The following is a 14,478-nucleotide window of genomic DNA, read 5'->3' as shown; positions in this document are numbered from 1 at the left end:
ACGCATGTTTGAGAACGCCGCGCGCATCAAGACCCGTCCCGTCCACCTGGGCGAGGTGACCATCGGCGGGGGAGCGCCCGTCGTCGTGCAGTCCATGACCTCGACCGATACCGTCGATGCTGCAGCAACGCTTGGCCAGGTGCGCGCCCTCGCGGACGCGGGTTGCGACATCGTGCGCGTCTCGGTGCCCTCGCGCGCGGCTCTCAAGAGCTTCCGCACCATCTGTGCCGAGTCGCCCGTACCCATCGTGGCGGACATCCACTTCGACCATCGCCTTGCGCTCGGCGCCATCGAGGCGGGTGCGGCAAAGCTCCGCATCAACCCAGGCAACATCGGCTCTTGGGAGAAGGTGGACGCGGTAATCGACGCCGCGGGAGAAGCCGGTATCGCCATCCGCATCGGCGTGAACGCCGGGTCGCTTGAGGACGATATCGCGCAAAACGAGAATCTTTCCCTTCCCGAGAAGCTCGTTGCGTCCTCTCTGCGCTTCGTCGAGCATTTCGAGGGGCGCGGGTTTGAAAACATCGTCCTTTCCGCCAAGGCCCATGACGTGCCCGCAACCATCGCCACCTACCGCGCCCTCTCGCGCGAGCTTCCGCAGGTGCCGCTTCACCTAGGCGTCACCGAGGCGGGAACGGTGAAGCAGGGCACCATCAAAAGCGCCGTCGGGTTAGGCGCGCTTCTTGCCGACGGCATCGGCGACACGCTGCGTGTATCCCTCACGGCGGACCCCGTCGAGGAGCCGCCCGTTGCCTGGGGCATCCTCGAGTGCCTCGGCATTCGCCGCCGTGGACCCGAGCTCGTAAGCTGCCCCACCTGCGGACGCACGCAGGTGGACCTTATTCCTATCGCTGAAGAGGTCGAGCGCAGGCTCAAGGGCGTGACCAAACCCATCTCCGTCGCGGTCATGGGCTGCGTGGTGAACGGACCCGGCGAGGCTGCCGGGGCGGACGTGGGCGTTGCCTGCGGACGTGGCTGCGGGCTCATATTCCGCCACGGCGAGGTGCTGCGCAAAGTGAGCGAGGATGCTATTATCGATGAGCTCATGCGCGAGATCGAGACGCTGTAGCGCCTGCACGTACGGGCGCATGAATAATAGATGCAAGGAGTTGCGATGTCTTACATGCTCATGTCCAGGCTCTACGCCCCGACGCTCAAGGAGGATCCGGCCGAGGCCGAGCTCGCGAGCCACAAGCTTATGCTGCGCGCCGGCATGATCCGCAAGCAGGCCGCCGGCCTCTACAGCTACCTGCCGCTCGCGTGGCGCTCGCTTAAGAAGATTGAAGCCATTGTGCGCGATGAGATGGACGCCGCCGGCGCCCAGGAGATGCTCATGCCTATCCTGACGGATGCCGAGCTCTGGCGCGAGAGCGGCCGCTGGGGCGCCTACGGACCCGAGCTCATGCGCGTGACCGATCGTCACGGGCGCGAGTTCGCCCTCGGCCCCACGCACGAGGAGACGGTGACCGACCTCATCACCAACGAGCTCAAGAGCTACAAGCAGCTCCCTGTCAACCTCTACCAGATTCAGGACAAGTTCCGCGACGAGATGCGCCCGCGCTTTGGCCTCATGCGCGGCCGCGAGTTCATCATGAAGGACGGCTACTCGTTCAATGCCACGCAAGAAAGCCTGCAGGAGACCTACGACGCCATGAAGCAGGCCTATGCCAACATCTGCGAGCGCTGCGGCATCAAGGCGCTCCCCGTGGTCGCCGACTCCGGCCAGATCGGCGGCGACACCTCCGTTGAGTTCATGGCGCTCGCGGACGCCGGCGAGGCGGCGCTTGTCTACTGCGACTCCTGCGGCTTTGCCGCCGACGAGGAGGCAGCCACCACCACGGTCGCGGTCACCGAGGGCCCGGGCGACGGCACTCTAACCAAGGTGCACACCCCTGGTCTTGGCTCGATCGAAGACGTTGCCGCGTTCTTTGGCTTCCCCGAGAACGGCACGCGCAAATCGCTCGCGCTCATCACCGGCGGGGGCGAGCCGGTTGTCTGCATTGTTCCGGGCGACCACGAGCTCAACGACTGCAAGGCCGAGAAGCTCTTTGGCTCCTATCACCTTATGACCGAGGAGGAGCTTGTCGAGCACGGCCTCATCAAGGGCTTCATCGGCCCCGTGAACCTACCCAAGGGCATCCGTCTTGTGGTGGACGAGAACCTGCGCGCCTCCAAGAGCTGGACGTGCGGCGCCAACGAGCTCGACTACCACTACACCGGTGCCTGCCCGGACCGCGATTTTACCGTGGACGAGTGGGCGGACCTCATCACCGTACACGCCGGCGACCCCTGCCCGCACTGCGGCAAGCCCCTTCAGGGCGCACGCGGCATCGAGGTGTCCCAGGTCTTCCAGCTCGGCACCAAGTACTCCGCCGCCATGGGTGCCACCTTCACCGACGAAGACGGTCGTGAGAAGCCCTTCCTCATGGGCTGCTACGGTGTGGGCGTCTCCCGCACACTTGCCGCCATCGTGGAGCAGCACAACGACGAGCAGGGCATCATCTGGCCCGTCTCCGTCGCGCCGTACGAGGTCTCCGTCATCTCGCTGGACAAGAAGGGCGAGGCCTTCGACGCTGCCGAGAACCTCGCACGCGAGCTTTCTAGCGCAGGCGTTGAGGTCATCTTCGATGACCGCGCCGAGCGCCCGGGTGTGAAGTTTGCTGACAATGACCTCATGGGCTTCCCGTACCAAATCGTGGTGGGCAAGCGCGGGCTTGCGAACGGCACCGTAGAGCTTAAGGACCGCGCAACAGGGGAGCGCACCGACGTTGCCGTCGATGAGCTCGTCAAGCACGTTTGCAGCCTCGTTCTCCCTAAGCGTTCCTAAACAAGAGACATCTTCTTGCGCAAGAATTTGCCACAATTCACCCCTTGCGCTAGAAGAGCACTTCGCCTATAGTAATTTCTCGTTGCTTGGGGGCGTAGCTCAGCTGGGAGAGCGCTTGACTGGCAGTCAAGAGGTCAGGGGTTCGATCCCCCTCGTCTCCACCCAAGATCTTTAAGGCCTCTGGTTAATCAGAGGCCTTTTTGTTTGCGCGCAATTATGATGACATCATTCATTTTGAGGAATTTCAGTTATTCAATAATCTGTACTCGGGGAACGGACTAGAAGCCCCTATCAGTAATCGAAACGCCGAGGAAAAAGCGGATGTAGCCAGCACGCATACTCTGAAGAAGCGTCACGGATTATTGAATACTTGATATTATGGTTATGCCAGGCATCGATAAGAAGCAAACCTCAGCTTGTCAGCTTGAACTTCCTAAACATCTCGATTCTTAGTTCAGACAAAATCTCGCATGGAACACGCCGGTTTAAGCGCGCAATCTGGATTCTTTCATTTTGGGGCTTGCATTCAACGAGACGTTTCCGTATAGTATTTCACGCACCGCTTGGGGGCGTAGCTCAGCTGGGAGAGCGCTTGACTGGCAGTCAAGAGGTCAGGGGTTCGATCCCCCTCGTCTCCACCCAAGTGAACCGCCGCCCTCCGATTTCTCGGAGGGCGTTTTACTATTCGGGCTCATGGCGCAACGGTTAGCGCAGGGGACTCATAATCCCTGGGTTGCAGGTTCGAATCCTGCTGGGCCCACCAACTATCTTTAGGCCGGGCTTCGCGTCTGGCCTTTTTCTGTTCGTATTGCCGAACAGTTCGTTCTGCTATGCTGCTTCCCAGTACAGGTCAACCAATAGCAGATAAGGGGAGCAGATGCCCTACATCACGGCAGAGGAAGCGGCGCACCGTTGGGGCGTGACGACGCGCCTCGTGCAGCGCTACTGCAAGGAGGGGCGCATCGCGGGTGCCGAGAAGCTTGGCGGCTCGTGGCGTATCCCCGAGGGCACGGTCAAGCCTGATGACCCACGCAGGGGAGAGCGCGCCTTCGCACCGCAGGTGCCAAGCCCTCGTCCCACGTCCTCCTTCCAAAACCTCATGCCGCTCATGAGCACTGCCTATACCCCGGGAACTGCGAAGGCATTTGTTGCCTCCCTTGCGAGGGGCACGCGCGCGTCTGTCGCGCAAGCCGAGCTCGCCTACTTCTCCGGCAACGCGGAGCGTGCGCGCGACCTTGCCGCCCCGCTCCTCAAGAGCGACGACCCCGAGGCGCGTCTCTCCGCCTGCCTCATCTGCGCGTTCTCGAACCTCAGCCTTGGTCGCATCAACGACGCCCGCTTCGCGCTTGACGGCGCCCTCGGGAACATGAATTCTGAAATGGGGGGTACGCCTTCTGAAGTGACGGCCATGGCGGCCTTCATTGGTAACGCTGCGAGCGCCTTATTGCACCTGCCCGCACCCACGCCCGTGCAACACGTCTCCGACTTGCTTTCCCTCCTGCCGCCCGGCCTTAGGCTCTTCGCCTGTTACGTTAAGGCGCACCGCCTCTACCTCGAGGGCGCCTACGAGCAGAGCTACGGCATCGTGCTGGGAGCCTTCGTCATGGCGGATACGCTCTATCCCATACCGGCCATCTACCTGCACCTCGCGGCCGTCATGAACCTCATGGCACTTCGCCGAACCGACGAGGCGCGCCAGCACGTCCTCGCTGCATGGGACATCGCGCGACCGGACGGCCTCATCCAGCCCCTCGGCGAGCACCACGGCCTTCTGGGCGGCATGCTCGAGGCCGCGATCAAGCCCGCGTGGCAGGACGACTTCAAGCGCATGATCGACATCACGTATCGTTTCAGCGCCGGCTGGCGGCGCGTCCACAACCCGCAGACGGCCGACGACGTGGCGGACAACCTTACCACCACCGAGTTTGCGGTCTGCATGCTCGCCTCGCGCGACTGGTCGAACGCCGAGATCGCCGAGCACATGGGCTTTTCGGTGAATCGCGTTAAGGAGTGCCTGTCTAACGCGTTTCGCAAGCTCGGCGTGACGAGCCGCAAGGATCTATCGCAGTTCATGTTGGCGTAGGCAGGCTTTCGGGCACTTTAGCAAGTTTAGTGAGGCGATTTGTGTCCGCCGCGTCTCCACTCTCCCCATATTGCCCCGCTTGTCGGGTAGGGGAAGGCGGCGCCCTCTCCTCAACAATGGGTTCAAGATCTGTTGTGCCGACAGCGTATGCGCCGGGTGGAGGATGAAGATGCTGAAAAGAACGATTGCGACCGTGTTCGTTGCGGCACTGCTCAGTTTACTCGCGCTCCCCGTCACGGCGCTGGCAGCGGAAAATGCTCCTACAACACTGTATGTGGGCAATTACCAGATTACAAACGGTAACGCGACAACCTACTTAAAAGCAGGTTCAACACAAGGTAGTCTGGTAGAAGGCAGTGAAAACGATTGGACTGTCAAATACGACCCCAGCACCGCAACCCTGACCTTAAACGGGGCGACGATCACGGGAAACGACAGTATTTCATCAGTTCCTTATGGCGCCGGGATCTATGCTCAGTCCAACAGCGATCAACCAGTTGCCCTGACCATCGAACTGATTGGCGAGAATACCATCACGGGCCACTATGGAATTTTTGTGAATGCAGGTCAAGGAACTACACCAGGTGCGGATGCCTCCCTTGTCATCAAAAACGGCGGCGATAACGGCGATAACGGCATCCTGACAGTTACCGGTACAGGCGGCAGCGGTCTACTTATCATAGGCGGAACAGGCGGCGCCTCCCTGACCATTAAAAACGCTTCCGTCGATGCAAAGTCTACTCAAACCTATTCTGGCTACGCCGGCGTCTGTGTGCAGTCCGGCGCAAGCGCCACCGACTCCCCGAATATCTCTCTTTCCGTCGACGGCGGTAGCCTGACCGCCAGCGGCACTGGAAACAATGATGGGATACTGTTTTATGTGGGATCATCTCAAGCCACCGGTGCCACTACCAGTCTGACGGTCAGCGAAAATGCGATCGTGGACGCCAAAACAGGCGGGATCAAGGCATCTAGTTCCAATCTTAACGATCTCAGTGATCAAATCGTTGTTGGTTCCGGTACCGGCACCAGTGGCGGAATCGTCTTTGACGGAACGGAAGGCACTGTATACGGCGATGTGACCTTGCAGGAGAATATCACCATCAACGAGGGCGAGAGCCTGACCATCGGGGACGGGGCAAGCCTGAACACGGGTAGCCATGAGGTAATTGTAAATGGCGGCACCCTCACCGGTGAAGATAAGATAACGGGTGCAGTGAAATATGCCCCCGCCATCACCACCGAAAGCCTGCCCAACGGCACGGTAAACGAAGAATACAGTCAGACCCTTGCGGCCACTGGCTCCGTCACCATTACATGGAGCCTTGAAAACGGCGGTACACTTCCTGCGGGATTGAAGTTGGAAAACGGAGTGATCTCCGGCACCCCAACCGCGGCAGGCACGAGCGCCTTTACCGTGACGGCGACCAATGCCTACGGCTCCGACAGCAAACAGTTGAGCATTTCAATCGAAGCGCAAACCGACGTTCCGGTCACCGGAGTGTCGCTGAACAAGACCGAGCTGACGCTGACCGAGGGCAGCAGCGAGACCCTTGTCGCCACCATAACGCCGGCCGACGCCACCAACCAGAAAGTGACGTGGAACAGCACCGCTCCCGGTGTCGCCACGGTGGACGCGAGCGGCACTGTTATCGCCGTGGGCGCGGGCACCGCCACCATCACCGTCACCACGACGGACGGCGGCAAGACCGCGACCTGCACGGTAACGGTCAAGCACGACCCCGCCGGCGCGTGGTCGAGCGACGCGAACGGCCACTGGCACGCCTGCGCGGCTTGCGGCGACAGGCTTGACTTCGCTGCGCATACGCCCAAGATCGAGGGAGCACATGGCGCCACCTGCACCGAGGAGGGCTACACCGGTGACACGGCCTGCTCCGTCTGCGGATACGAGATTGCGAAGGGCGAAACTGTTCCTGCGGCGGGACACGAATACGAGGATGACGGGCACTGCGCCGCCTGTGACGGCATCGACCCCGGATTCTCACCAAAGATCATCGCTGGCGCCGATTCCACATGGCAGAAGGGGAGCGCAAAGAACCTCACGTTCACTTCGAACGCCGCGTATGAGGATTTCCGCGAGGTGCGCCTCGATGGCACGGCCGTTGACCAGAAGCATTTCCATGTTGCCGAGGGCAGCACCGTCATCACGCTGAAGGCGAGCTATCTCGCGAGTCTGAAACTTGGCAGCCACGAGCTCGAAATCATATCCACCACCGGAACTGCTAAGACGACATTTGCGGTCGCCGAAGGCAAAGCAAACGAAACCATCGTCCCCACGGGAGATTCACCCCTTCCGCTACTTGGGAGCGTGGCGGCGATCGTCCTAGGCGTAGCCACAATACTGTGCGGTCGTGCGCTCTCACGCGAGCATCAAAGGTTGTAGTGATCGCTTTCCGTCCTCAGCCCATGTGGTGATGCAGGGCCCAAATGCCGGGAACAGACCGCACCGCTGCATCACATTGTGGAAAGATTCACATTGGGGGTTGGCAGCGGTTGAGGGTCATGCTAGGATAGCTTACGCCGAAGAGGCAGATGGGCGTTTGGCTCAGGGGTAGAGCACTTCCTTCACACGGAAGGGGTCACAAGTTCAAATCTTGTAACGCCCACCATCGAATCTGACGGGGCCGGGGAGAGATCCTCGGCCCTTTTGCTAGCAACCGGTTGCTGAAACGTTGAGCAGGCAGGTAGGTAACCATGATCCTTTCCGTCGAGAAGGTAGAAAAGAGCTTTGGGGCGCGTGTCCTGTTCTCGGGAGCGTCCTTCCAGGTCAACCCGCGGGATCGCTATGCCCTCGTCGGCCCCAATGGTGCCGGCAAGACCACGCTCCTCAAGATCATTATGGGCCAAGACGCTCCGGATGCAGGCACCATCACCTTTGCCAAAGGCGTGAACGTGGGCTACCTCGAGCAGGAGACCCAACTTGCCTCTGACGTCCCCGTTATCGACGAGGTCGTGGCGTCGGCCCACGAGATTCGTGAGCTCGGCGAGCGCGCCGAGCACCTCCAGCAAAAGATCGCCGAGGCAGGGGAGTCGGGCGAGGTTCCGCAAACGCTTCTGAACGAATACGGTCAGGTTCTCGACCGCTTTGAGCGCCTGGGCGGCTACGAGCTCGAGAGCAACGCGCGCCAGATCTTGGCAGGTCTGGGCTTTCCCGTTGAGGATTTTGGAAAGCTCTGCGCCGAGTTCTCCGGTGGCTGGCAGATGCGCATCGCGCTTGCCAAGCTCTTCCTGCGCCACCCCGACGTGCTCCTTCTGGACGAGCCCACCAACCACCTCGACCTTGAAAGCGTACAGTGGCTGCGCGGCTTCATCGCTTCCTATGAGGGCGCCGTGCTGATCGTATCTCACGACCGCGCCTTTATGGACGCATGCGTGGATCATGTTGCCGCAATCGAAAACCGCCGTATCACCACCTATACGGGCAACTACAGCTCGTACTTGAAGCAGCGTGAGGACAACCTCGAGCAGATGCGCGCCAAGCGCGCCGCTCAGGAACGCGAGATCGCGCACATGCAGGTCTTTGTGGACAAGTTCCGCTATAAGCCCACCAAGGCCGCTCAGGCACAGGAGCGCATGCGCCGCATCGAGCAGATCAAAAGCGAGCTCGTGATCTTGCCCGAGGGTCACAAACACGTCGACTTCAAGTTCCCCGACCCGCCGCGCTCGGGCGACATGGTGGTGAAGCTCGAGGGCGTGTCAAAGTCCTACGGCGAGAAGCACATCTACAGCGGGCTTGACCTCACGCTCTACCGCGGCGACCATGTGGCGCTCGTGGGCCCCAACGGTGCCGGCAAGTCGACCCTCATGAAGATGCTCGCCGGTATCGAGGCGCCAAGCGCGGGCACGCGCGAGCTCGGCGTGAACGTGGGCGTTGCCTACTACGCCCAGCATCAGCTCGAGGGCCTAAAGGAATCCAACACGGTCCTGCAGGAGATCGACTCGGTTGCCCCCACGTGGACAGTTCCGCAGCAGCGAAGCCTCCTTGGCGCCTTCCTCTTCTCCGGTGAGGACGTCGATAAGCGCGTTGGCGTGCTCTCCGGCGGCGAGAAGGCGCGCTTGGCACTCGCCAAGATGCTTGTAGCGCCCGAGGCGCTCCTTTGCCTCGACGAGCCCACCAACCACCTTGACATCGACTCGGTGGACATGCTCGAGAACGCGCTCAAAAACTTCCCCGGCACGCTCGTGCTCATCTCCCACGACGAGCACCTCGTCCGCTCTGTTGCCAACCGCGTCATCGACATTCGCGACGGCAAGATGACCGTCATCGATGGCGACTACGACTATTACCTCTTCAAGCGCGAGGATCTGGCGCAGCGGGCCGCGGCCGAAAACGCCTCCGCAACGGAAACGCCGGCCGCAGCACCGGTGAGGAGCGTTCCACGCACGCACCGCAAAGAGGACACTCCTGCCAGCGCACCTGCACGCGAGGCGCATAAGACCAAGGAGCAGAAGCGCGCCGAGGCCGAGGCTCGTGCCGAGCTCAACCGTCGTCTTAAGTCACGTCGCACGCGCTTGTCAGCCCTTGAGAAGAATCTGGAACGCGACCGCGCGCGCTATGACGAGCTCATGGCACTCATGGCCTCCGAGGAGCTCTACGCCGACCAGGAGCGCTTCAACGCGGCGCTCGCCGAGTACAACGACCTGAAGAAGAAGATCGCCGACGCCGAGGACGAATGGCTCGAGCTGTCGACCGAGATCGAGGAGGAGATCGCCCGTGGATGCGCGTAAAGCAGCGGCCCTTGCGCTTGCCATCCTGTCCTGGGGCTTTAGGCTCGCCGCGATAGCGCTCGTCGCCATCGTGTGTATTCTGTCCTTCTCGGGGGCGGCTACGCGTCTTGGCATCGTGAACCTCGTGCTCGACATCTCGCGCACCATACCCTCCTTCATCTCGGGCTACGGCGTTATCGCAACGCCTTTTGGCGGCGTCTTCCGTCTCGACTTTGCTCTGACCGCGATCGCGCTCTTTGTTCTCGACTACGCCGCGCAGCGCATCTCGTGGCTTGTGAGGCGCTAGGGGGTCCCATGCTCAACATTACCTATATCGCAGGGCTTCTCATACAGGCCCTCGCCCTCATCATCGGTCTTTGCGTGCACGAGAGCGCTCACGCCCTTGCCGCTTGGGCGCTGGGGGATAGGACGGCGCGCTCTCGCGGGCGCGTCTCACTAAACCCGCTCGCGCACATCGACCCCTTTGGCACGGTGCTCCTGCCGCTTATCATGATCGTGCTCGGCGGTCCGGTCTTTGCCTTTGCGAAACCGGTTCCTGTCTACCTCGGTAATCTCAAGAACCCTAAGCGCGACGAGCTCATCGTGGCGCTCGCGGGTCCTGTATCCAACATCGTACTCGCTGTCGTCTTCGCCGCGCTCTGCCGGGTACCGGCTGTGGGCTCGCTTGTCATGGCCACGGGCTCGACCCTACCCCTCGAGTTTCTTATGAGCGCCATCCTCGTGAATTTGTCGCTCGCGTTTTTCAACCTCATCCCGCTGCCGCCGCTCGACGGTTCCTCGATCCTCGTTCCCTTCCTCAAGGGCCGCGCGCTCGAGACCTACTATCAGATCCAGCAGTACGCGATGCCCATCCTCATCATCGTGCTCTACCTGCTGCCGCAGATTCTGCGCATCGACATCGTGGGCTTGTACTTCAACTTCACGGTATACCCGCTCTTCTATCAGCTGGCGGCCTGGGCATTAGGCTAGAATAGAGAGTTGGACTAACCAACGTTCACACAAAAGGAGAGGGGCAGCATGTCGTACCGCGTCAGCACCGCGGCCTACTCGGGCCCGTTCGACCTGCTGCTGCAGCTCGTCAGCCGCCATGCCGTGGACATCGGCGCCATCTCTATCACCGAGGTTGCCGAGCAGTACCTCCAAGAGGTCGACCGCATGGAGGACGTGGACCTCGACGTGGCGAGCGACTTCCTCCTTGTGGCGGCGACGCTTCTCGACATCAAGGCTGCCTCGCTCGTGCCAACCGACGCTGACGGCCCGGTGACAGCGGACCTCGAGGAGGACGATGAGCTCGCGGGGCTCGACGCCGAGGGTCTGCGCGAAGTCCTCATCCAACGCCTCATTGCCTACAAGCAGTTCAAGGGTGCGGCCGCCGCGCTCGGGTCGCGCATGGAGGCCGAGCGCCGCATGCATCCGCGCGTTGCCGGCCCCGACCCGGAGTTCTTAAACCTCATGCCCGATTACCTCGCGGGCATCACGCTGCGCGGCCTTGCCGTCATCTGTGCGGACCTCGACAGCAGGCGCGAGACGTTTCTGCTCGAGGCCGAGCACGTCGCCCCGCACCGCGTGCCGCTCGAGCTCACCGTGGCCTCGGTCGATCGTCTTACGGCAACCCGCATGACCTGCACGTTCTCCGACCTTATCGAAGGTGCCGAGACCACCGACCAGCTCGTCTCCACCTTCCTGGCGATCCTTGAGCTCGCCAAGCGCGGGTCCATCACGCTCACGCAGGAGGAGAACTTTGGCGAGATTCATATCGAGCGCGTGGAGGGCGCGGAGGAGTACCACCCGGAAGACGCCCTCTACGTCGAGGAAGACTGATACCCAGCGCCCGTGCGCGTAAGGAGTAGACCATGAACGACCTTGAGAATCTAAACCCGCTCTCGCCCAAGGCGGCGCTTGAGGCGCTTCTGCTCGTATCGAGCGACCCGGTGAGCGCGAGCGCCCTCGCTCAGGCACTCGACATCGCGCCCGGTGAGGCAGCGTCGCTTCTGGCCGAGCTTAAAGTCGAGTATGAAGAGGCCAACCGCGGGTTCCAGCTTCGTGAGGTCGCGGGCGGTTGGCGCCTCTTCACCCATCCCGCCTTCCATGAGCAGGTTGAGGCCTTCGTCCTTTCCTGGGACACACAGAAGCTCAGCCAGGCAGCGCTCGAGACGCTCGCCGTCATTGCCTACCACCAACCAGCCACGCGCGAGCAGGTGCGCGGCATCCGCGGCGTCAATTCCGACGGCGTCATCTCCTCGCTCGTGGACAAGGGCCTTGTGCGCGAGCTCGGCCGCGACGTCGAGCATGGCCAGGCGATCCTCTACGGCACGACCAACGCGTTCCTTGAGAAGTTTGGCCTGCGCTCCTTGAAGGACCTTCCCGACCTTGAGCAGTTCGCGCCCGACGAGCAAGCGCGCCAATTCATTCGCGAGCGCCTCTCGGGGCGCTCCATCCAATCCACCCTGGAGGAGACCGAGGAGGATCTGGACGAAGAGCGCGAGCTCATCGACGAGGTGGTAGAGGACGATGACGACCTCATGATTGTCGGCAACGCGACCGACGAGGAGTTCGATGACTGAGGCGGATAAGGTCATACCAGGGAAGGACCATCCCTGGACCATGCGCCTCCAGCGCTTTCTTGCGCGCGCTGGCGTGGCGAGCCGGCGCGGGTCAGAGGACCTCATCACCGCAGGTCGCGTCTCTGTGAACGGCGCCGTTGTGACCGAGCTCGGCACCAAGGTGACGCTCGGCGTGGACGAGGTCGCCGTTGACGGACGCACGGTCGCCATGGGGGAGGGTCCTGTCTACCTCATGCTTCATAAGCCGGCGGGCTACCTCACCACCATGGCCGACCCGCAGGGGCGTCCCTGCGTAGCCGAGCTTGTACCGCGTGAGCGCTTTCCCGGGCTCTTCCCCGTGGGGCGACTCGACAAGGACACAACGGGGCTTCTGCTCTTTACCACCGACGGGGACACGGGAAACCGGCTTCTGCACCCTTCCTTTCACGTGCCCAAGCGCTATCTCGCGCTTGTGGACGGGCACCTTGCAGACGAAGAGCTCGAGCCGCTCCGCCAAGGCATCACACTCGACGACGGCCCTTGCCGCCCCGCGCCCTGTGCCATCGTTGACCGCACCTCGGCGTGCGAGCTCTGGCCCGACGACACGCAAACAATCGAGAACGGCACGGTCACGCCCGTTTCGATCGAGCTGCGCGAAGGGCGAAAGAACCAGGTGAAGCGCATGTTTGGCGCCATTCACCACCCGGTCATCCGCCTACACCGCGACCGCATGGGGTCGCTTACCCTCGGGGAGCTCGCCGAGGGTGAGTGGCGCGAACTCGAAGAGGCGGAGGTCGCCGCGCTCAAATCCGACATGCAGCGCATGGCCAGCGAAAACGATCCATCCAGGACCAGAGAGGACGAGAAATGATCATCGCAATCGACGGACCGGCGGGTTCCGGCAAGTCCACCATCGCCCGCGAGGTCGCGCGCAGGTTCTGCTTCGACAAGCTCGACACCGGCGCCATGTACCGCGCGGTCGCGCTCTCCGCACTCGATCGCGGCGTCGACCTCGACGACGAGCCCGCTGTCGACGACCTCGCCAACACCATCTCCATCCGCTTCCCTCCGCGCGACGGCGCCACGACGCGCATCGAGGTGGACGATGTTGACGTGAGCGACGCCATCCGCACGCCGCGCATCGACTCGTGCGTCTCCAAGGTCGCCGCCTACCCCGGGGTCCGCACCGCCATGCTCACTCCCCAGCGCGCCTTTGCCGAGGGTCGCGATGTGGTGGCCGAGGGCCGCGATATCGGAACCGTCGTCTTCCCGGCGGCCGATATCAAGATCTTCCTTACGGCCGACCCCGCCGAGCGCGCCCGCAGGCGCGTGCTCCAGCGTCATGAGAACGATGACCTCACGCTCGACGATCTTGCCGACGAGGTCCAGCGAACGCTCGACGCGATCCGTCGTCGCGACGAGCTCGACAGCTCCCGCGACGTGGCGCCCCTGACGGCCGCCCCCGACGCCGTTGAGATCGATTCCACTGCCCACACCATCGATGAAGTGGTCGCGATGATCGCCGACCTCATCCAGGAGAGGAGGGGCGCGTGAAGCTTCTGCACTACACGCGTGACGACTACTATGACAACGCCATGCGCGATTACCCCGTGGCGCTCCGCGTGTTCTACTACGTCGTCATCGCCATCCTCTACGTCTTCTCCAAAATCATGTGGCGCTGGACGGTCGACAACGCCGACGAGCTGCTGCCGCGCGGCGAGCGCGGGTCGGTCATCATCTGCAACCACACCTCCATGGCCGAAGTTATCTCGATCGTCCCGCACATTGTGCGGACCGGGCGCCGCGTCCGACCGATCATGAAGTCGGAGTTCAACAACAACCCCATCGTCCGCTGGTTCTTCGCACGCGTGGGCGGCATCCCGGTCGACCGCGGTACCGCCGACATGAAGGCGCTGCGCCGCGCGCAGCACGCCCTGCAGCGTGGCGAGGACGTGCTCATCTTCCCCGAGGGCACCCGTATCCGCTCAGACGACCAGCCTGTTGTGGTGCACGGCGGATTTGCCCTCATGGCCCAGATGGGAAAGGCCGACATCGCCCCCATGGCGGTGTGCGGCTTCCGCGACATCACGCCCGCCGGCAAGCACATCATGCGCCCGGTAAAGACCTGGATGCGCTGTGCCGAGCGCCTCTCTCTTGCCGACGCGCCGGAGGGCCTCAAGCGCTCCGAGCGCCTTCAGTGGTTTGAGGACGAGGCCGTGCGCCGCATGTACGAGGTGCGCGACGAGCTCCGTCAGGAGCACCCCGGGAGGAGGTAG

The 14,478-nt window shown here is 62.4% G+C and carries 12 protein-coding genes, 4 tRNA genes and 1 pseudogene; all 17 read left to right on the top strand.

The window, feature by feature from the left end; all coding sequences use genetic code 11:
* The first annotated feature begins 4 nt into the window (after positions 1 to 4).
* Complete coding sequence (gene ispG, locus B5F89_RS07155; protein WP_087431091.1) at positions 5 to 1,069, top strand: flavodoxin-dependent (E)-4-hydroxy-3-methylbut-2-enyl-diphosphate synthase; 1,065 nt, start codon at positions 5 to 7, stop codon at positions 1,067 to 1,069.
* A gap of 54 nt (positions 1,070 to 1,123) precedes the next feature.
* Entirely contained in the window at positions 1,124 to 2,827 is a 1,704-nt protein-coding gene (locus B5F89_RS07150; RefSeq protein WP_087431149.1) for a proline--tRNA ligase, read from the top strand.
* A gap of 88 nt (positions 2,828 to 2,915) precedes the next feature.
* Positions 2,916 to 2,988, top strand: a tRNA-Ala gene (locus tag B5F89_RS07145).
* 404 nt (positions 2,989 to 3,392) lie between these two features.
* A tRNA-Ala gene (locus B5F89_RS07140) sits at positions 3,393 to 3,465 on the top strand.
* 49 nt (positions 3,466 to 3,514) lie between these two features.
* Positions 3,515 to 3,590: transfer RNA gene (locus tag B5F89_RS07135), tRNA-Ile, on the top strand.
* 114 nt (positions 3,591 to 3,704) lie between these two features.
* A pseudogene (locus tag B5F89_RS10350) lies at positions 3,705 to 3,833 on the top strand (helix-turn-helix domain-containing protein); the annotation flags it as partial.
* A 93-nt stretch (positions 3,834 to 3,926) separates the two neighbouring features.
* Positions 3,927 to 4,910, top strand: coding sequence for a helix-turn-helix transcriptional regulator (locus B5F89_RS07130; protein WP_343206326.1), 984 nt, complete (start codon positions 3,927 to 3,929; stop codon positions 4,908 to 4,910).
* Positions 4,911 to 5,079: 169 nt separating this feature from the next.
* Positions 5,080 to 7,314: an Ig-like domain-containing protein gene (locus tag B5F89_RS10140; protein ID WP_158098441.1), complete on the top strand. Its 2,235-nt coding sequence runs from the start codon at positions 5,080 to 5,082 to the stop codon at positions 7,312 to 7,314.
* Between the two features lie 151 nt (positions 7,315 to 7,465).
* Positions 7,466 to 7,540, top strand: a tRNA-Val gene (locus B5F89_RS07120).
* 85 nt (positions 7,541 to 7,625) lie between these two features.
* A complete protein-coding gene (locus tag B5F89_RS07115; protein ID WP_087431088.1) occupies positions 7,626 to 9,659 on the top strand; it encodes an ABC-F family ATP-binding cassette domain-containing protein in 2,034 nt (677 codons plus the stop codon).
* Positions 9,646 to 9,945 carry a hypothetical protein gene (locus tag B5F89_RS07110; protein WP_087431087.1) on the top strand — a complete coding sequence of 100 codons (300 nt, stop codon included), beginning with the start codon at positions 9,646 to 9,648 and terminating at the stop codon, positions 9,943 to 9,945. Before B5F89_RS07115 ends, B5F89_RS07110 begins: the two co-directional genes overlap by 14 nt.
* 8 nt (positions 9,946 to 9,953) lie before the next feature.
* Positions 9,954 to 10,628 (top strand): site-2 protease family protein, encoded by a 675-nt coding sequence (locus B5F89_RS07105; protein ID WP_087431086.1) that lies wholly within the window; start codon positions 9,954 to 9,956, stop codon positions 10,626 to 10,628.
* 48 nt (positions 10,629 to 10,676) lie between these two features.
* Complete coding sequence (locus B5F89_RS07100) at positions 10,677 to 11,480, top strand: segregation/condensation protein A (protein ID WP_087431085.1); 804 nt, start codon at positions 10,677 to 10,679, stop codon at positions 11,478 to 11,480.
* A gap of 32 nt (positions 11,481 to 11,512) precedes the next feature.
* Positions 11,513 to 12,223, top strand: coding sequence for an SMC-Scp complex subunit ScpB (gene scpB / locus B5F89_RS07095; RefSeq protein WP_087431084.1), 711 nt, complete (start codon positions 11,513 to 11,515; stop codon positions 12,221 to 12,223).
* On the top strand, positions 12,216 to 13,073 hold the full coding sequence (locus B5F89_RS07090) for a pseudouridine synthase (RefSeq protein ID WP_239286706.1): 858 nt from the start codon (positions 12,216 to 12,218) through the stop codon (positions 13,071 to 13,073). Before scpB ends, B5F89_RS07090 begins: the two co-directional genes overlap by 8 nt.
* Positions 13,070 to 13,756 carry a (d)CMP kinase gene (gene cmk / locus B5F89_RS07085; RefSeq protein ID WP_087431082.1) on the top strand — a complete coding sequence of 229 codons (687 nt, stop codon included), beginning with the start codon at positions 13,070 to 13,072 and terminating at the stop codon, positions 13,754 to 13,756. The genes B5F89_RS07090 and cmk overlap by 4 nt, the downstream gene beginning before the upstream one ends.
* Positions 13,753 to 14,478 (top strand): lysophospholipid acyltransferase family protein, encoded by a 726-nt coding sequence (locus B5F89_RS07080; RefSeq protein ID WP_343206325.1) that lies wholly within the window; start codon positions 13,753 to 13,755, stop codon positions 14,476 to 14,478. The genes cmk and B5F89_RS07080 overlap by 4 nt, the downstream gene beginning before the upstream one ends.

This window comes from Collinsella sp. An307, from assembly GCF_002161805.1.
In the GTDB taxonomy this organism is placed as follows: domain Bacteria; phylum Actinomycetota; class Coriobacteriia; order Coriobacteriales; family Coriobacteriaceae; genus Coprousia.
This window is presented reverse-complemented; position numbering and strand designations above follow the sequence as displayed.

Coding starts and splice junctions, on each gene's coding strand:
- B5F89_RS07090 (WP_239286706.1), top strand. CDS start 12,216: ATGACTGAGGCGGATAAGGTCATACCAGGGAAGGACCATCCCTGGACC.
- B5F89_RS10140 (WP_158098441.1), top strand. CDS start 5,080: ATGCTGAAAAGAACGATTGCGACCGTGTTCGTTGCGGCACTGCTCAGT.
- B5F89_RS07100 (WP_087431085.1), top strand. CDS start 10,677: ATGTCGTACCGCGTCAGCACCGCGGCCTACTCGGGCCCGTTCGACCTG.
- B5F89_RS07105 (WP_087431086.1), top strand. CDS start 9,954: ATGCTCAACATTACCTATATCGCAGGGCTTCTCATACAGGCCCTCGCC.
- ispG (WP_087431091.1), top strand. CDS start 5: ATGTTTGAGAACGCCGCGCGCATCAAGACCCGTCCCGTCCACCTGGGC.
- scpB (WP_087431084.1), top strand. CDS start 11,513: ATGAACGACCTTGAGAATCTAAACCCGCTCTCGCCCAAGGCGGCGCTT.
- B5F89_RS07150 (WP_087431149.1), top strand. CDS start 1,124: ATGCTCATGTCCAGGCTCTACGCCCCGACGCTCAAGGAGGATCCGGCC.
- cmk (WP_087431082.1), top strand. CDS start 13,070: ATGATCATCGCAATCGACGGACCGGCGGGTTCCGGCAAGTCCACCATC.
- B5F89_RS07130 (WP_343206326.1), top strand. CDS start 3,927: ATGCCGCTCATGAGCACTGCCTATACCCCGGGAACTGCGAAGGCATTT.
- B5F89_RS07115 (WP_087431088.1), top strand. CDS start 7,626: ATGATCCTTTCCGTCGAGAAGGTAGAAAAGAGCTTTGGGGCGCGTGTC.